Raw genomic sequence first — 18,136 nt, 5'->3', positions numbered from 1 at the left:
GCCGAATCATGACTGATACACACCTGCGTGTTGCCGTCGTCGGTGCCGGATTCGGTGGCCTGGGAACGGGAATCAGGCTCCTGCAGGACGGAATCGACGACTTCGCGATCTTCGAACGCGCCGAGACCCTCGGCGGGACCTGGCAGGCCAACACCTACCCGGGCGCTCAGTGCGACATACCGTCGATCCTCTACTCTTTCTCGTTTGCGCCCAAGCCCGACTGGAGCAGGCTCTACCCTCTGCAGGAAGAGATCCAGCAGTACCTCGAGGACTGCGCCGACAAGCACGGACTCCGCCCCCACCTGCATCTGGGGACCGAGGTGATCGAGGCAGCCTGGGACGACGCAGCGCAGCATTGGCGCGTGGAAACCGATCACGGAAACTACACCGCCGACATCCTGGTCGCTGCGATGGGCCCGTTCAGTGAGCCGTCCGTGCCGGATCTGCCCGGTCTCGACTCGTTCGCCGGTGCCACCTATCACTCGGCGGACTGGAATCACGAACATGATGTCGCCGGGCGCCGCGTGGCGGTGATCGGCACCGGAGCGTCCGCCGTGCAGTTCATCCCGCGTCTGCAACCACAGGTAGGCCATATGACGGTGTTCCAGCGGACACCCACCTGGATCCTCCCTCACCCCGACCGGCCGGTCGCCCCGCGTGTGCAGCGGCTCTTCGCGAAGGTGCCTGCCACTCAGCGGGCCGCGCGCAGAGCCCTGGATCTCGTTCAGGAAGCCCTCGTCCCTGGACTCGTCTACCGACCCGGATTGCTCAGCGGCGCTGCGGCTCTCGGCCGGTGGCACCTGCGGCGTCAGGTCGAAGACAAAGTCCTCGTCGAGAAGCTCACCCCCACATACGCCTTCGGTTGCAAGCGGCCCACGTTCTCCAACAAGTACTACCCGGCGCTGGCATCCGAGAACGTCGATGTCGTCACCACCGGTATCGATCATGTCGAACACGACGCGGTCGTGACGGGCGACGGCGCCAGGCACGAGGTCGACACCATCGTGTTCGGCACCGGATTCAAGCTGTTGAACAACAGTGGTTTCGCCCGACTGCGTGGCCGCGACGGTCGGTTGCTGTCGGAGCAGTGGTCGGGCGGCGAGATGACCGCCTACCTGGGGACCACGATCGAGAACTTCCCCAACATGTTCATGCTGCTGGGCCCGAACTCCGTGGTGTACACCTCCCAGGTGGTCACCATCGAGACACAGATCGAGTACCTGCTGGCGGCTCTGCATGCCATGGACGCCGCCCACATCGACAGTGTCGAGGTCCGGGCCGATGTCCAGCAGGATTTCGTCGAGGACACCGACCGTCGTCTCACCGGGTCGGTGTGGAACTCCGGTGGTTGCAGCAGCTACTACCTGAGTCCGTCGGGCCGCAACTTCACGTTCTGGCCCGGCTTCAACGCGTCGTTCCGGCGACGGATGTCGACATTCGAGCTCGCCGACTACCGCCTCGGCAAGGTCCTCGGCTCCACCCCGCGGCGCGCTTCGAAGGAGACCACGGTATGACGCGCGCACTCGACCTCGCGGGCAAGGTCGCTCTCGTGACCGGCGCTGCCCAGGGCATCGGATTGTCCATGGCCCGGGAACTTCTCGGACGCGGCGCTCGCGTGGTGCTCGTCGACCGCGACGAGACCACGCTGAAGAAGGCCGCCGACACCCTCGATGTGAACTCGACCTTCGTCGCGGTCGCCGACGTCACCGACCGTGATGCAATGGCCGATGTCGTCACCCGGGCCGCGGAGGACTTCGGTCCGATCGACGTGGTCATCGCCAACGCCGGGATCACCCCGCCGCCCGCGACCATCCGCACCTCCGATCTCGCCGAGTTCGACCGCGTGATGGCGGTGAACCTCACCGGCGCACTCAATACGATCCACCCCGCTCTCGACGGAGTCGTCGAACGCGGAGGGCACGTCGTCGTCGTGTCCTCCGCGGCTGCGTTCAGCCCGGGACTCGGCGGATCCGCGTACATGGCGAGTAAGGCCGCGGTCGAACAGGTCGGACGCGCTCTGCGACTCGAACTGGCTCACACCGGTGCGACGGTCACGGTGGCCTATTACGGATTCGTCGACACGGAACTGGCGCGCAACACGCTCGACCGCGATCCCTTGGGCGTGCGCGTCGGTCAGCTGTTGCCGTGGCCGATGAACAGGCGGGTGCACCCCGATCATGCGGCTGCTGTCACTGTGCGCGCGATCGAACGACGGGCACCACGCGTCGTCACGCCGATACTTTGGGGTGCGTACTCGGCTCTACGCGGGATTGTCAACCCTCTGATCGACGAGTGGGTCGTGCGGAACCGCACGGTGCACACCCTCATCGAGGACCTCGAGCGGCGTGAGTCGGTCGGGCGATGACCGGAGCCGATCGATGACCGTGAGTCGCCGTAGTAGAGCGCTCGCGGCAACCACCCGCACGCTGCTGCGCCCGATCTTCGAGCACGCCGACCCGTCCGGTCCCGGGCGCGCGATCCTCCGGGGCACGGTCGCAGCCGGTTCTGTACTCGGTGGATTGAGCGCGGCCACGGGCACCGCGGTCGTCGACGATGTCGTGCCCGGCGAGATGATCGTGCCTGAGCATGCCCTCGACAACGAGATCATCCTGTACCTGCACGGCGGCGGTTACGTCGCAGGGTCGGCGAGACAGGAGCGGGCAGTCACCTCGGATCTCGCCATTGCGACGGGAATGCGGGTGCTCGCACTCGACTACCGGCTCGCGCCCGCACATCGATTCCCTGCCGCTCGCACGGATGCCCTCGCCGCATACCGGTCGCTGATCGCCCGTGGCCATTCACCGGGCCGCATCGCGATCGTCGGAGTGTCGGCTGGAGCGCATCTCGCGATGAGCATGTTGACCACGTTGATCGAGAACGGCGACGCCGGGCCCGGCGCGGTCGTGTTGTTCTCCCCGCTGCTCGACACATCCGGTGAGGAGGCCCTGCGCGCCGACGCCCTGACCCGCGACCCGTTCCTACCGCCGATCTTCGCGCAGCGCTGCGCGGATATCTATGTGGGCAGCGAGGATCGGAGCTCGCCGCACGTCGACGTGTTCCGTGCGCCGCCGTCTATGCTTGCCGAAATGCCGCCCATCGCCAGCTTCGTCGGCTCCACCGAATGCTTCGGATCCGACGCCGCGCGCCTGAATGCCGCGCTACTCGACGCTGGTGTTCGCAGCTCGACGTTCACCGTGCCCGGACAGGTGCACTCGTTCGTCTCTCTGTGCCGTCGGCTTCCCGAGGCACACGCCGCTGTCGTCGACGCGGCCGCGTTCGTGCGCAGGCATCTGCGCGCCGAACCTCGAGAACTCTCCGAATACTCAGACCTCCCAGAAGAGGACAGCGCTATGACCGGTATGCATTCTTTGACGGCCACCGACGACTCGTTTTTCGACACGGCTCCCGTGCGGGGCAGCCACACCACATTCGTACCGATCTCGCCCGAACGACTGTGGCGTGCGCTGTCTGCCGACGACGCCGTGCAGGCGTGGAGCCCCGGTGTGACACAGGCGAAGTGGGACGACTCGGTCGACCGCGGCATCGGGGCCGTGCGCAACGTGACACTTCTCGGCGCGGCAACCGTCGAGGAACGTTTCTACCGCTGGGACGAGAACCGTCGCATGACGTTCACCGCCGACAGCATCAGCCGGCCGATCTGCCGTGCCTTCGCGGAGGATTACGTCCTCGAGCCGGAGGGGGCAGGTACCCGCTTCACGTGGCGTGCGGCGATGGACCCGGTGGGCCCGGCCTTCGTGCACAAGATCGCGGGCGCGGGACTGAGTGCGGTGCTCGCGCATATGACGAAGGGGCTGGTGCGCCGCAGCCTGGAGGGATAACGGGTTCGAATGTTCCCGGAAGAATGTGAGCCGTTGTTCTATCGACTTCCTTACGGAATGGTATACGGTATGGGTGTCCGGGCCCGCGCGGATGAGCGCGGGCCCGTTGCTCCACCCATAGCTTCGTCGCCATAACCAACCGGTATCCGGAGGTAGCATGAGCAACGTCTCCACTGCGTCGACTCGGCCGTACCACTCGCTGGATATCTCCGCGTCGTCCTTCTGGGACCAGGACTTCTTCGAGCGCGAACGGACCTTCGCACAGTTGCGCGCAGTCGACGGGCTCACCTGGCATCGCCCCACCGAGTCGCTCTTCCCTCATGAGGAACAGGGCTACTGGGCCGTCACTCGGCACGCCGATATTCGTTATGTGAGTGCACATCCCGAACTGTTCTGTTCGTCGGCCGGCATCAGCATGGATCCCATGCCTGCCGAGATCCAGAAGGGGATCAGCTTCTTCCTCACCATGGACCCCCCGGAACACACCCGCTATCGACGCTTGATCAGCATGGCGTTCACGCCCAAACAGGTGCGCACGATCGAAGAGCAGATCATCGCGAACGCCGCGGCGATCGTCGACGAATTCCTCCGCGAACTCGACTCGGGTGACCCCGTCGACTTCGTCCGGTCCGTATCCAAGAAACTGCCGATGCAGACCGTGTCGCAGATGATCGGGATCGATCCTGCGAAACATGAGGCCGTTGCGTACGCAGCGGAAGCACTCTTCAGCACCAGCGACGACGAATACGCCGGCATCGAAGAGCGCGCAACACACATGATGACCCAGCTCGGTGTGCTCACGCAGGCGGGCGTCGAACTCGCACAGCAACGCAGGGCAGATCCGCAGGGCGACCTGATGACCAACATCGTGCAGGCCGAGGTCGACGGTCACCGGCTCACCGACGAGGAAGCCGGATCGTTCATGGTCCTTCTTGCCTCTGCAGGCAACGACACCACCAAGCAAGCGACCTCGCATGCGTTCAAGGTGCTGAGCGAGAATCCCGAACAGATCGCATGGCTCCTCGAAAACTGGGACGAACGTGGACCGGACGCCGTGGACGAGTTCGTCAGGTGGTCGACTCCCGTGATCGAGTTCGCGCGTCACGCGGTGGTCGATACCGAGGTTGCGGGCACCCCGATCAAGGCAGGCGACAAGCTCGTCATGTTCTACTGCTCCGGAAACTTCGACGAGGAAGTCTTCGACCGGCCCCTCGAGTTCGATGTGGGTCGAGTTCCCAACCCGCACGTCGGCTTCGGTGGTGGCGGTCCGCACTTCTGTCTCGGCAAGCAGTTGGCCGTCCTGGAATTGAAACATCTGTTCCGTGAACTCCTGAACCGGCTTCCGAAGGTCGAAGTATCCGACCCCGAGTATGTGCACAGCGATTTCGTTCACGGCATCAAGAGGATGTCGGTCAGGAAGCTCTGACACTTCACCGATCGACTCCGTCCACCCGGGGTGGGCACAGTCACCCCCTGATCACGCGAGGTTCAACGCATGCCCAACCCTGTCATCGTCGGTGCGGTACGCACACCCATCGCACGATCCTTCAAAGGCTCTCTGGTCGACACCTCGGCGGAGGAACTTGCCACGGCCATCCTCCCGGAGGTGATCCGCCGCTCCGGCATCGATGCCGCAGACATCGACGACATCATTCTCGCCGAAGCCAACTACGGCGGCGGCGATCTCGCCCGGTACGCCGCTGTCGCTGCAGGACTCGAGAACGTTCCGGGTCAGGCCGTCAACCGTCATTGCGCAGGCAGTCTGACCGCGATCGGCAACGCCTCCGCGCAGATCGGCTCGGGCATGGAACGCGTGCTGATCGCAGGCGGTGTGCAGTCGCTGTCCACCGGTCCACTGATGAAGTGGCGTGTTCCCACACCGGGCGGAACCGAATACCGCGAGCCGTGGATCCCGCCGAGCCACCCCGAGACTCCGGATGCGCCGACGATGGACATGGCGATCACGGTCGGCTGGAACACCGCGAAAGCGGTCGGCATCTCGCGTGAAGACATGGATGCGTGGGCAGCCCGCTCGCATCAACGCGCCGTCGCTGCCATCGACGCGGGGAAGTTCGTCGAGGAGATCCTGCCTCTGAAGGTGGCCGGTGCTGACGGTTCGTTCATCGACTTCAGTGTGGACGAGCATCCGCGACGAGATACGACAGTCGAGAAATTGGCCGGGCTGAAAGTGTTGCATCCTGAGATCGAGGGATTTTCGGTGACTGCGGGTAACAGCAGCGGCATCAACGATGCTGCCGCAGCGGTTGTTCTTACCGACGGCGCCTATGCCCGCGACAAGGGGCTGAACGTGCTCGGCTCCGTGAAAGCGTGGGCATCCTCCGCAGTGGCGCCGCGGCACTGCGGACTCGGGGCCGTGACCGTGATCGACAAAGTGTTGGATCGCGCCGGCCTCACCCCGTCGGATGTGTCGCTGTGGGAAATCAACGAGGCTTTCGCCTCTGTCCCCATCGCCGCGTGCCGTGAGTTCCGCCTCGACGAAGAACTGGTGAATGTCTCCGGAAGCGGGTGCAGCCTCGGCCATCCGATCTCGGCGTCGGGTGCCCGCATGGTCACGACGATGATCTACGAATTGTCCCGGCGTGGTGGAGGAATAGGTGTGGCCGCCATGTGTGCAGGCGGCGGCCAGGGTGGCGCCGTCGTGATCGAAGTAGAAGGCTGAGAGGGAAACCGCATGTCGGACGAAGTACTGGTCGAGCGCCGCGGGCGCATACTGATCGCCACGATCAATCGGCCGGATGCACGAAATGCCGTGAATCGCGCGGTCAGCCAGCGGCTCGCCGATGCGATGGACGAGTTGGACGAGAGTCCCGAACTGTCCGTCGGTATCGTTACCGGTGCCGGTGGAAATTTCAGCGCGGGAATGGATTTGAAAGCATACGCCGCCGGCGAAATTGCCGCCGTCGAAGGACGCGGTCTCGGGTTCACCGAGAAGCCGCCCCGGAAGCCGCTCATCTCGGCTGTCGAAGGCAACGCTCTTGCCGGAGGAACCGAGATCGTCCTCGCCACAGACCTCGTCGTGGCGTCGAAGGACGCAAAGTTCGGGTTGCCCGAGGTCAAGCGCGGTCTCGTCGCCGGTGGTGGTGGCCTCCTTCGGCTGCCCGAACGCATTCCCTACCAGAAGGCCGTCGAGCTCGCCTTGACCGGCGACACATTCAGCGCTGAAGAGGGCGCCGGCTACGGGTTCGTCAACGTGGTATCGGAGCCGGGTCAGGCTCTGACCGAAGCGATCCGGTTGGCGGAACGCATCACCGAGAACGGGCCCCTGGCAGTAGCTGCGACCAAACAGATACTCGCCGAGTCGCGGAGCTGGTCGGACGACGAGAAGTGGAAGAAACAGATGGATCTGCTCATCCCGGTCTTCATGTCCAAGGATGCAGCCGAAGGCGCGAAAGCGTTCGCCGAGAAGCGGAAACCGAACTGGACCGGTAGTTGATACCGGGCGCGAAGCAACCGAACAACAGGAGGGGAACATATGTCATTCGAGGGTGAGGTCGTACTTGTCACCGGCGGCGCCGGCGGGCTCGGTGCGGCCACAGTACGGAAGCTGCACGCAGAAGGGGCGTCGGTGGTGATCGCCGACATCGCCGACGAGTCTGCGCAGAAACTGGCCGATGAACTCGGCAACAAGGTCGTGTATGCGCGCACCGACGTGCTGGACGACGACTCCGTGGAGCAGACGCTGGCGAAGGCCGATGAGCTCGGCACCCTCAGGTACGCCGTGATCGCCCACGGCGGGATCGGGGTGCTGGAGAAGGTCGTCAACCGCGACGGCACACCGCACTCGCGCAAGGGATTCACCGACACGATCTCGCTCTACCTCACGGGCACGTACAACGTGCTCCGCCTCGCCGCGGCCAAGATCGCGAAGTTGGATCCCAAGCCGAACGGGGAGCGGGGCGCCATCGTGATGACCAGCTCCATCGCCGGCTTCGAAGGGCAGATGGGGCAGTCCGCGTACTCGGCGGCGAAGGCCGGCGTCATCGGTCTGACATTGACGGGTGCTCGTGATCTCAGTTCGGTCGGTATCCGGCTCAACTCCATCGCCCCGGGAACCATGCGCACACCGCTGCTCGAGCTGATCGGTGAAGAAGGACTCGAGAAGTTCGCCAAGAACATCCCGTTCCCCAAACGCCTCGGCACACCCGACGAGTATGCGTTCCTCGCCCAGCATCTGCTGGAGAACCCGTACATCAACGGCGAGGTCGTGCGTCTCGATGGAGCACAGCGATTCCAGACTCGCTGAGTTGCACGCTGCGAAGGGGAGTGTCCTCCGTAGGCCGGGAGGACACTCCCCTTCGTCGTCGGGAACTATGACGTCGGGAACTATTCGGTACCGAGCGACGCGGCCTGCGCACGGGCCCAGCGGTAGTCGGCCTTGCCCACGGGGCTCCGCTGGATCGTCTCGGCGAAGATCACCGACTTCGGAAGCTTGTAGCGCCCGATCGACTTCGCGGCGTGATCCACCACATCGTCGGCCGTCGCTTCATGGCCCGGCAGTAGCTGGACGATGGCAACGACCGCTTCACCCCACTTGTCGCTCGGCCTTCCGGCGACGAGAACGTCGGCGACAGCGGGATGCGAGCTGATCGCCATCTCCACTTCTTCGACGAAGATCTTCTCGCCGCCGGAGTTGATGGTGACCGAGTCGCGGCCGAGGAGATGGATCGAGCCGTCGTCGAGCAGTTGCGCGCGATCGCCCGGCAGGACGAACCGCTCACCGTGGACCAGCGGAAATGTTGCCGTGGTCTTCTTTGCGTCGCCCTTGTAACCGAGTGGTACGAACCCGCGTTGCGCGAGCCACCCCAGGTCGTCGTGCCCCGGCTCTGCGAGGCGGTCGAGATCCTCGGTCAGGACACAGGTGTTCGATCCGGGAGTGAACTGCCCCGTCGAGATCGAACCTGCGTTGGATACATGTGTCATCTGCGTTCCGGTCTCGGACGAGCCGGCGCCGTCGACCACCACAGCGTTCGGTACGAGGTCGAGAAGACGCTGTTTGACCGTGGGCGACAGGATTGCGCCACCGTTCGCGAGGATGGACAGGGAAGACAGGTCGGCGTCGGTCTTCTCGAACTCGGAGGCGAGGGGACGTGCGATTGCGTCGCCCACCATCATCAGCGCTGCGGGTCGTTCGGAGGCGATCGTCCGCACTACCGCTTCCGGATCCAAGCGGTCGACGACCGGTGAGAACACGAGGGTCTGGCCGGTGAGAATTCCCGTGAGGGCCGCCCATTGAGCTGCGCCGTGAATCAGGGGCGGCAGCACGAACAGTGTGAGTCCCGGATTGTCGGCTGCGCGGGTGGCCAATTCGTCGGGCGACGAGATGCATTCGCCGGTGAATACGTTCCGGCCGCCACATGAGGCCATGAAAATGTCGTGCTGGCGCCACAGAACGCCTTTCGGCATTCCCGTGGTCCCACCGGTGTAGAGAATGTAGAGGTCGTCCGGCGACAGCGTGTCGAGTTCGGCCTCCGGTGAGGAGTCGGCCAGCACGGTTTCGTAGTCGACCGCACCGGGGAGCAGGGGGGCACCCGATCCGTCGGCGATCTGGATCAGCACTTCGAGGTGGGGGAGGTGCGGCAGTACTCGTGCCAACTGCGGCGCGAATGCCGCGTTGTAGACGAGCGCCGTCGTCCCCGCGTCGGAGAGAAGGTATTCGAGTTCCTTCTCCACATAGCGGTAGTTGACATTGAACGGTGCCACACGAGCGCGGAATGCGCCGAGCATCGCCTCGAGATATTCGTTTCCGTTGTAGGCGTAGATGCCGAGGGTGTCCTGGCCGACTTCGTGTCCGTCGAGTTGGTCGCGTTCGATTCGTGCGCCGAGCCCTCGGGAATTCACATAGGCGGCGAGTCTTCGTGATCGCTCGGCGAGCTGGCTCTGGGTCAGCCGCCGGTCGCCGAAGACGACGACTTCTCGGTCGGGGATGGACGACGCGACAGCGTCGACGAGTTCCGGAATGGTGAATTCTCGGGTGACCGTCGTGGACTGGGCGGTGAGGTCGGTCAAAGCGACTCCTGTGGGATCAGCTAACCCGTCACATGAACTATTCGTCCGACTGTAATATATACGGCAACCCTTGCGGTAGGGTTCGGGCCTGGTAACTCGAAGTCGAATGGGGGATGACGATGAGCACGGTCGAAAACCTCGACGTCACAACGCAACACGAATCCGGTGCGGAATTGTCACGCATCCTCGAGCTCCAGCGCAGCGCCTTCCTAGCCGACGGGTTTCCCTCGGCCCGGACGCGTCGAGGCCGCATCGATCGGCTCGTGGCGCTGATGGTCGACAATGCGGACGAGTTCGTCGGCGCGCTGATCCGGGATTTCGGCAGTAAATCACGCACAGGCACGATGTCGATGGAGATCGTCGGCATCATCGGCGCACTCGAGCACACCCGTGCGCACGTGGCGAAGTGGATGAGAACCACACCGCTGATGCGTGCGGCCAGGGCGGTCGGGCTTCGTGCCGAAGTGGTGCCGTCGCCACTGGGGGTCGTGGGAATCATCGGGCCGTGGAATTTCCCACTTCATCTGGTGATCATGCCTGCTGCGGCGGCGTTCGCAGCGGGAAATCGCGTGATGATCAAGATGTCCGAGATCACCCCGGAGACGGCGGACCTGTTCGCGTCCCTGGCCCCGAAGTACTTCGACGAGTCGGAGCTGGCCGTTGTCACCGGCGGCCCGGAGGTCGGTGCAGCGTTCTCGTCGCTCCCACTCGACCATCTCTTCTTCACAGGTTCGACGAGTGTCGGGAAACGGATTCACGCAGCAGCGGCGCAGAATCTGGTACCTGTCACGCTCGAGCTCGGCGGCAAGAACCCCGTCGTGGTGGGGCCGCGTGCCGACGTCGAACGTGCCGCCGAGAGGGTGGGTCTCGGGCGCATGGTCAACGGCGGTCAGGTCTGCATCTGCCCCGACTACGTGATGGTGCACGAAAGGGAAGCCGAAAGGTTCTCCACTGCGGTGCTTTCCACGTGGCGCAGACGATTCCCCACCGTGGTCGAGAACCCCGAGTACCCCTCGTGTGTCAACGCCGCGAATTTCGACCGGGTGGTGGGACTGATCGACGACGCCCGCTCCCGCGGTGCCCACGTACAGGTTGCTGTGCCGAGCGGCGAGCAACTCCCCGATGCATCGACGCGTAAGGTTCCTCCGACCCTCATCTCGAACGTCTCCGACGACATGCGTATCACCCAGGAGGAGATCTTCGGCCCGGCGCTCGTCCTCATTACTTACCGCGAACTCACCGAGGTCGTGGACTACGTGAACCGGCGGCCCTCGCCGCTGGTTGCCTACTGGTTCGGCCCGGACGACGACGACTTCCGCCGGTTCGTCCGCAGTACTCGCACCGGTGGAGTGGCGCGAAACGAGTTCGGGATTCATATGCTTCCGTCTGCCGCGCCATTCGGTGGAGTGGGCAACAGCGGAATGGGGGCTTATCACGGTCGCGCAGGTTTCGACACGTTCAGTCATCACCGGTCCGTTGTGGGAACCGATCTTCCCTTCATGCTCACCACGTCGAGCGCTGTACCGCCGTTCGGGTGGGTGCCGCGCGCGATCGTGTCTCTGACGATGCGGATTGCCCGACGCCGCAGCGGCAAGCGCCTGCGCGGCAAACATACTGTATTGACAACAGTAAGGGTGTAGTCTGGGCTCGACGCGGGGGCTGATCTGCGCGCGCACCGTGTACTGAAACTTCGACCGGAGGTGAACGACGATGACCGTCGTGTCCGAGAATTCAACCCGCATCGACGAAGTCGTGTACGACCGGCCTGTCGACTGCGACAACCACTACTACGAAAAGATCGATGCGTTCACACGGCACCTCGATCCCGCATTCAAGGATCGCGGCGTCGAAGTGATCAAACGTGGGCGCCACACCGAATTGCTGGCCGGTGGAAAGCTTTTCGAGTTCGTTCCGAACCCGACATTCGATCCTGTGATCGTCCCCGGAGCGCTGGACCTGCTGTTCCGCGGACAGGTCCCGGACGATGTCGACCCGCGAAGCCTGATGAAGGTCGAGCCGCTCAACCCTGCCTACCAGGATCGCGACGTTCGCGTCGGCATGATCGCGCAACAGGAGATGTCAGGGGTCATTCTGCTTCCCACGCTCGCATGCGGCGTCGAGGAGGCGCTCAAGAACGACATCCCCGCAACCATGGCGAGCGTGACGGCATTCAACAAGTGGCTGGACGAGGACTGGGGATTCAACTACAAGGGCCGCATCTTCTCCGCGCCCATGCTGGCGCTGGCAGACCCCGACGAGGCCGCCGCGGAAATCGACCGGCTTCTCGAACGCGACGTGAAACTCGTCTACATCCGTCCCGCGCCGGTGCCTGCCGGCCACGGGACATCGAAGTCACTGGGCGACCTGACCTACGACAAGGTGTGGGCGAAACTGGAAGAAGCCGATATTCCGGTCGCGTTCCATCTCAGCGACAGCGGATACAACGGTTCGATCGCACGTGCGTGGGGTGCACCGGAACGGTTCGTGCCGTTCAAGACGTCGAACCCGCTCGCGAACATCGTCGTCTCCGATCGCGCAATTCATGACACCATGGCGAGCTTGATCCTCGACGGTGTGTTCACACGCCATCCGAAGCTGCGCATCGCCAGCATCGAAAACGGTTCGGACTGGGTGCAGCTACTGGTCAAGCGACTGAACAAACAGGCGAACCAGACCCCGTGGGCATTCACGGAGGCGCCGGCCGACACGATTCGCCGGCACCTGTGGGTCGCGCCGTACTACGAGGACGACGTTCGAGCGCTGGCCGACCTCGTCGGCACAGATCGCGTCCTGTTCGGTTCCGACTGGCCGCACGGTGAAGGCCTCGAGAAGCCGACGGATTTCGTCGAAGAGCTGGACGATTTCGACGAGACCGAGAAGGACGCGATCATGCGTACCAACGTCCTCGACTACCTGGGCATCTCCTACACCCGGTGATTCCGGGGTGGGTGTGCTCGCCCGGCGAGCACACCCACACTGCTCTTCTATTCCGCGGGCGCGGTCTTCGCCCGGGACGCGCGCGCGGTGGTCTTCTTGGTCTTGCTCGCAGCCGGCTTCTCCTGCTCGAGGAGTCGGCTCGTGTAGTCGAGGATGCAGTTGAGGCCGTACTCGAAGTTGTCATCGTTCGGTGCCCCGCCGACCCGGCCGTGTGCTGCGGCTTCTGCCAGAAGCGGTGTGCTGTCCGGGGTGATGACCAAATTCTCGTAGTACGCCTGCGACGTCGGGTCGTACTTCTTGCCGCGCTCCTGCAAACGTGCGAGCACGACGGATCCGCGCACATGTAGCTGGACGGCCGAGTACGCGTCGAATGCGTCGTCGAGAGACAGACCGCCCTTCACGAGATCGGCGATGATGTGCTCGATCTCGCGCGCGCCCAACGTGGCGTTTCTGGGGCTGAGCGACGATCTGATGAGGATCAGGTCGCAGAGGATCGGGTTCTCCATGAAGGCCTTGCGCGCCGCGTGTGCGTGATTGTAGAGGCGTTCCCGCCAATCCGAACCCGAGTCGCCCATCACGGCCTCGACCTGCATCTGTTCGAGGGCGCGATCGGTCATCGCATTGAGGAGTTCGTCCTTCTTGCGGAAGTACCAGTAGATGCTCGTGACGCCGACTCCGAGGTGCTTCGCGAGCTGCGGCATGCTCAGATTGTCGACCGGGATCTCCTCGGCGAGTTCGAACGCGCCGGCGATGATGTCCTCGGGGTTGATGGATCCGCGCTCACGCCGTTCGCGCTTCTGAGGTTCTTCTTTTCGCGCCATTGCTCTCCGACTTCCGTCCACAGTTGATCCGCAGAGTCGGGCAGCGCAGGCCTGAAGCGGCCCGCGGTGGTACGGACTGCCGGTGGCACCGAGTGCTGCCGACCCCATGGTCGCTCACTGTAGCTCATACCGGAACACCGCCGGGAAGCCAGCTCACTCGATGACACGGAGTGCAGCAGAGGGACAGTTGTTCACTGCTGTGCGCAGATCCGATTCATTGCAGGCGGCTGCGGCCTCGTCATCGATGATCACGTAACCTCCGTCGCCTACCTCGAACACGTCTGGTGCGGTGGCCTCGCACAATCCGTGGCCGACGCACCTGTCGCCGTCGACTTCCACGCGCATGTGTCACTCCTTTCCGGATCGGCGGGATTCAGGTTCAGTACGCCATGAACAGAATCTCGTCGCGGCTGTACTCGTGGTCGGGGTGGCGTTCACTGAGGTGCTGCCTCACCTTCTCGACGAGATCGTCCTCGTCGGTACCGCGCACGTACTCGCCGCATGGGCAGGTCAATCGTTTCTTCATGTCGTCCTTCGCTCCGGTCGGGGCTGTGGTTCATGCATTGCTGGTCGTCAGTAGGTGGCGAAGTCGAGTCGCGTCGACCTTTCCTGTGCCTCCGCGCGGAATGGTCTCGTCCGAATCGAGCACGAGCCACACCGTCGGAACTTTGAACGAACTCAACAGTTCTTTTGCTGCCGAGCGTAATTCGGACGGATCGAACGGGCGTGAGCAGATCACCGCGGCAGCCACTCGTGGACCGGTATCGTCGCCGACCCGCGTGACGAAGGCGTTCTCCACTCCGTCGATCCTTTTCAAGGCCGCCTGAACTTCGCTCGGGTACACGGTAGCTCCGCTGACCTTGAACATGTCGTCGATCCGTCCACGGTAGAAGAGGAAACCCGCATCGTCGATGTAACCGAGATCGCCCGTGGGATAGAAGCCGTCGGGTGTGAAGACATCCTCGCGGCTGCGGCCGCAGATGCCGTGCAGGACATGGGGTCCTCGGACCTCGATCCGGCCCTCTCGGCCGGTGAGCGCCTGCTTGCCCGATTCGATGTCTGTGATACGGACTTCCATGCCGTCGAACGGTATGCCGCAACTGCCCCAGGCTCCTCGCGGCATATCGGTGTCCAGGGGGTAGCCGGCGTAGGGGCCGAAGGTCTCGGTCATCCCGAACAGATTCGCGCGGGAGCCGGGTTCGCCACGTTCGCCGACGGGTAACAGCGCGGCGAGACTGCCGGGCCGCAACCACGAAAGGTCGACTCCCACTTCGTCGACCGCGCGCGCCAATGCTTCGGCCTGGTCGGGCCACCCCCGGAACAAGGTCACCCGTTCTCGTTCGAGGAGTTGCAAGGTCGTGGCGGCCACCGGTATCTCCTCGGTGACGAGGGTGGCGCCCGCTAGCAGCGCCGAGAGGATCCCTGCACCGAAACCCCCGACCCAGAAGAACGGCATCGGCAGATAAAGGCGGCTGTCGGAGGTGATGCAGCGAACGGCCAAGCCGGATGCGACGGCACCGAGTGCACTGCCGTGTGAATGCATGACGCCCTTGGGTGCACCGCTGCTTCCCGAGGTGAAGACGATGACCATCGTGTCGGACGGTGCCACGGTGTCCGCCATGGCAGCGGCAACCGCGTGGGAGCGGGCCGCCGGCTGCGCGTCGAGGACGTCCGCGACTCGCCAGATTCTCCGCAGGGACGGCAGTTCGGGATCGAGAACATCGCCCGGTTCGAGTTCGGGCAGTCCGACTTCGGAGGCGAGGTCGTCGCGGTAGCGGCGACCGCGGAACTCGTCGACGGTGACGAGATGGGCGATCGACGCGGTCCGGATCTGTGCGCGGAGTTCGGCTCCCGTGAGCAGAGTGCTCAGCGGGACCAGTACGGCGCCGATCCGAGTGATCGCCACGGCGATCTGCACCCATCCGGTGTTGTTCGGCATGATCAGCCCGACACGGGTGCCTGCACTGACTCCGCCCTCGACGAGTACTGCGGCGATGTGGAGCGTGGAGGTGTCGAGCTCGCGGTAGCCGACCCTGTTCACCGGGTCCACCACCATGTCCTTCGTCGGTGTTTCGGATGCTCGCGCGCGGACCAGCGACGCCATCGTGATCCCCGGGAGAAGATCAGGCATGCTGCACTCCGTCCTCCGCGTGCGTCTGGGTGAGGAGCCGGCTCCGGACCGCTGTGAGGTCTGCTTTGCCCGAGGGCGTACGGGGGATGGTGTCGACGACTGCGATCGCGGTCGGAATCTCGTAGCGAGCGAGCCGCGCGGACAGGTAGTCCACCAGATCGGCCGACGTGACCTCTGCATCGGGGCGGGGCTCGACCATGGCAACAGGAGTTTCTCCCAATCGCGCATCGGGACGACCGACGACAGCGGCGTTCTCCACCGCGGGATGGGTTTCGAGTGCCTTCCGGATGTCGTCCGGCATGATCTTGAATCCGCCTCGGATGATCGCCTGGTCGGCGCGACCGTGGATCCAGAGGAACCCGTCGGCATCGATGCGTGCGAGATCGGTGGTCCGCATCCAGTCCGTTGCCTCACCGCGCTGCGCGGGTTTGACCTCGAGCAGCCCGACGGTGTCGGTATCGACCTCGGTCCCGGACTCGTCTACGACGCGCAGCAGAGAGCCGGATTCGGCGCGCCCCACGCTCCCTCGTTTCGTCGACCAGTATTGCCGGTGGTCGGCGAGACTCCATCCGGCCACACCACCGCCGAACTCCGTCGCGGCATACGACGTCAGTACCGGGATACCGAACTTGTCGGTGAAGGCGTCGGCGTCGTCTGCCGACAGCGGGGCGGTGCCCGAGGTGACCACCCGGAGACTCGAGAGGTCGTCGCGGGTGAGATCGGAGTGCAGCACCATCCGCAGTGCCGTCGGGACGAGGGAGACGGCGCGGGGGCGGTGCCTGCGGACCGCATCTGCCCATGCTGCGAGTTCGAACCGTGGCAGGAGCACGTACGGTCGTGCCGCGACGATGCACTGCAACGTTCGATACACCCCGCCGATATGGACAAGTGGCGCGTTGACGATCGCAACCCCCGAGCTGAGCTTGTGGGGTGGCGTGTCGCCGGCCGTGGGAGGCCCGAGCACACTGTGGGCAAGCATGTCGTGGGTGAGTTCGACGCGCTTGGGGGGTCCGGTGGTGCCGCTGGTCAGCATGAGGATTGCCGTGCCCGGGCGGTTCTCCGATGGCCGCGGACGTTCGGTTGCGGGCACGACCTCGGGTTCGTGCGAGATCCTGCCGACCGTCACGGTGGTCGTACCGGGTGGCCTGCCGGCGAGCGTGTCGATGTCGTCGGCCTCACCGATGACCACGGGTAGGCCCAGCGCCGCGATGTCGGTGCGGGTCCGCTCGTCTCCGCGCGACGGATTGACGACCACGAGGCACCGCCCGGAGAGCAGCACCCCGAGGAGCGTGGCCACATGCACGGGGCGGTTGCGTAGCAGCACACCGATTCCCGCTCCATCGGCGGGACCGTACCGTCGGCAGATCGTGTTGATGCGGTCGGCGCAGCGGGCGATCTGTGCCCACGTGATCCATTCACCGTCGTACTCGATCGCGCCTGCCTCGGGATCGAGGCCGAGCACCGCCGCGATCCGGCGTGTGAGCCGGTGGTCGGTGACGGTTTCGTCGAGCACGGTTCGGGTCATCAGCGGATCCTCGGTGGGTGTGTGACGCGGGATGCCTGCGTCTCGGGGTCGGGCGTGGCGAGTTCGTTCTTCGCGATCGGATTGCCGAGTCGTGTGTAGATCAGGCCTTGATCCATCGCTGCCCGATACGGCTTGTCGAGGGATTCCCAGATGGCTTTCACTGTTCCCTGGGTTGCAGTCGGAGGCTTGGCGGCGATCCCGGCGGCGATGTCGTGGGCGCGTGTCCACAGTTGTTCGCGTGACGTGATTTCGGTGACGAGCCCGATGCGGAGGGCTGTCTCTGCCCCCACACGTTCGTCGTTGCCCATCAGTGCGATCCGCAGGGTCTCGGCGAGACCCACGCGGCGCATCAATCCGACGGGTTCGAGAGCGGATACCAACCCGGCCGAAACATGAGAGTCGAAGAAGGTGGCGTCGGTGGAGCAGATGACGACATCGGATTCGTTGACGAAGTACAGCGCTCCCGCCGTGCACATTCCCTGGACGGCGCACACCACGGGCTTCCACATCTTCTGCCATTTCGGGCTGAGGAGCTCACCCGGATCCTCATGGTTCCAGACGTTGTCGGGTTGACCGTAGGAGGACTTGATGTCGAGACCTGCGCTGAATGCGCGGTCGCCGGTTGCTCGCAGGACCACCGCGTGCACCCGCTCGTCGAATTTGACGATGCGCCACGCATCCTTCATCTCGTTGCACATCGTGCGATCGAACGAATTCAACCGTTCCGGTCGATTCAGGGTGATCGTGGCGACGTGTCGGTCGGCGTCGATGTCGAGCAGGATCGTGTCGAACTCGGGGATCGACGATTCGTCGAAGGTTGTCGGCAAGGCCATTCCGGGTCTCCGATTCTCCATCA

At 64.3% G+C, this 18,136-nt stretch carries 16 protein-coding genes; 9 read left to right on the top strand and 7 right to left on the bottom strand.

Annotated elements, in window-relative coordinates; all coding sequences use genetic code 11:
- The first annotated feature begins 8 nt into the window (after window positions 1–8).
- From ACTDXD_RS09365 to ACTDXD_RS09335, 7 genes are all read left to right on the top strand, one after another.
- Complete coding sequence (locus tag ACTDXD_RS09365) at window positions 9–1,514, top strand: flavin-containing monooxygenase (protein WP_440126777.1); 1,506 nt, start codon at window positions 9–11, stop codon at window positions 1,512–1,514.
- Window positions 1,511–2,365: a short-chain dehydrogenase/reductase gene (locus ACTDXD_RS09360; RefSeq protein WP_440126776.1), complete on the top strand. Its 855-nt coding sequence runs from the start codon at window positions 1,511–1,513 to the stop codon at window positions 2,363–2,365. Before ACTDXD_RS09365 ends, ACTDXD_RS09360 begins: the two co-directional genes overlap by 4 nt.
- 13 nt (window positions 2,366–2,378) lie before the next feature.
- On the top strand, window positions 2,379–3,839 hold the full coding sequence (locus tag ACTDXD_RS09355) for an alpha/beta hydrolase fold domain-containing protein (protein ID WP_440126775.1): 1,461 nt from the start codon (window positions 2,379–2,381) through the stop codon (window positions 3,837–3,839).
- 157 nt (window positions 3,840–3,996) lie between these two features.
- Window positions 3,997–5,265 carry a cytochrome P450 gene (locus ACTDXD_RS09350; protein ID WP_440126774.1) on the top strand — a complete coding sequence of 423 codons (1,269 nt, stop codon included), beginning with the start codon at window positions 3,997–3,999 and terminating at the stop codon, window positions 5,263–5,265.
- Between the two features lie 69 nt (window positions 5,266–5,334).
- On the top strand, window positions 5,335–6,519 hold the full coding sequence (locus tag ACTDXD_RS09345) for a thiolase family protein (RefSeq protein WP_440126773.1): 1,185 nt from the start codon (window positions 5,335–5,337) through the stop codon (window positions 6,517–6,519).
- Window positions 6,520–6,531: 12 nt separating this feature from the next.
- Complete coding sequence (locus ACTDXD_RS09340; RefSeq protein WP_440126772.1) at window positions 6,532–7,293, top strand: crotonase/enoyl-CoA hydratase family protein; 762 nt, start codon at window positions 6,532–6,534, stop codon at window positions 7,291–7,293.
- A gap of 39 nt (window positions 7,294–7,332) precedes the next feature.
- Window positions 7,333–8,103: an SDR family NAD(P)-dependent oxidoreductase gene (locus ACTDXD_RS09335; RefSeq protein WP_440126771.1), complete on the top strand. Its 771-nt coding sequence runs from the start codon at window positions 7,333–7,335 to the stop codon at window positions 8,101–8,103.
- A gap of 80 nt (window positions 8,104–8,183) precedes the next feature.
- Here the strand turns inward: ACTDXD_RS09335 and ACTDXD_RS09330 are convergent, their stop codons facing one another.
- Window positions 8,184–9,866, bottom strand: a complete 1,683-nt coding sequence (locus ACTDXD_RS09330; protein WP_440126770.1) for an acyl-CoA synthetase — start codon at window positions 9,864–9,866, stop codon at window positions 8,184–8,186.
- 119 nt (window positions 9,867–9,985) lie between these two features.
- On the opposite strand from ACTDXD_RS09330, the gene ACTDXD_RS09325 reads away from it, so the two are divergent.
- Together ACTDXD_RS09325 and ACTDXD_RS09320 are read left to right on the top strand one after the other, a co-directional pair.
- Window positions 9,986–11,506: an aldehyde dehydrogenase family protein gene (locus tag ACTDXD_RS09325; protein ID WP_440126769.1), complete on the top strand. Its 1,521-nt coding sequence runs from the start codon at window positions 9,986–9,988 to the stop codon at window positions 11,504–11,506.
- A 70-nt stretch (window positions 11,507–11,576) separates the two neighbouring features.
- Window positions 11,577–12,803: an amidohydrolase family protein gene (locus tag ACTDXD_RS09320; RefSeq protein ID WP_440126768.1), complete on the top strand. Its 1,227-nt coding sequence runs from the start codon at window positions 11,577–11,579 to the stop codon at window positions 12,801–12,803.
- 47 nt (window positions 12,804–12,850) lie between these two features.
- On the opposite strand, the gene ACTDXD_RS09315 is transcribed toward ACTDXD_RS09320, so the two are convergent.
- The 6 genes from ACTDXD_RS09315 to ACTDXD_RS09290 form a co-directional block, all read right to left on the bottom strand.
- Entirely contained in the window at window positions 12,851–13,624 is a 774-nt protein-coding gene (locus ACTDXD_RS09315; RefSeq protein WP_440126767.1) for a TetR/AcrR family transcriptional regulator, read from the bottom strand.
- Between the two features lie 153 nt (window positions 13,625–13,777).
- A complete protein-coding gene (locus ACTDXD_RS09310) occupies window positions 13,778–13,969 on the bottom strand; it encodes a ferredoxin (protein WP_440126766.1) in 192 nt (63 codons plus the stop codon).
- Window positions 13,970–14,003: 34 nt separating this feature from the next.
- On the bottom strand, window positions 14,004–14,150 hold the full coding sequence (locus tag ACTDXD_RS09305) for a DUF1059 domain-containing protein (RefSeq protein ID WP_440126765.1): 147 nt from the start codon (window positions 14,148–14,150) through the stop codon (window positions 14,004–14,006).
- Between the two features lie 30 nt (window positions 14,151–14,180).
- Entirely contained in the window at window positions 14,181–15,755 is a 1,575-nt protein-coding gene (locus tag ACTDXD_RS09300) for a class I adenylate-forming enzyme family protein (protein ID WP_440126764.1), read from the bottom strand.
- Entirely contained in the window at window positions 15,748–17,280 is a 1,533-nt protein-coding gene (locus ACTDXD_RS09295) for a class I adenylate-forming enzyme family protein (RefSeq protein WP_440126763.1), read from the bottom strand. Before ACTDXD_RS09295 ends, ACTDXD_RS09300 begins: the two co-directional genes overlap by 8 nt.
- Entirely contained in the window at window positions 17,280–18,113 is an 834-nt protein-coding gene (locus ACTDXD_RS09290; RefSeq protein ID WP_440126762.1) for an enoyl-CoA hydratase/isomerase family protein, read from the bottom strand. The genes ACTDXD_RS09295 and ACTDXD_RS09290 overlap by 1 nt, the downstream gene beginning before the upstream one ends.
- Window positions 18,114–18,136 lie beyond the last annotated feature (23 nt).

This window comes from Rhodococcus sp. SJ-3 (genome assembly GCF_051918125.1).
Taxonomy (GTDB): domain Bacteria; phylum Actinomycetota; class Actinomycetes; order Mycobacteriales; family Mycobacteriaceae; genus Rhodococcus.
Note: the sequence above shows the minus strand (reverse complement) of the source record. Positions and strands in the feature narration are given on the sequence as shown.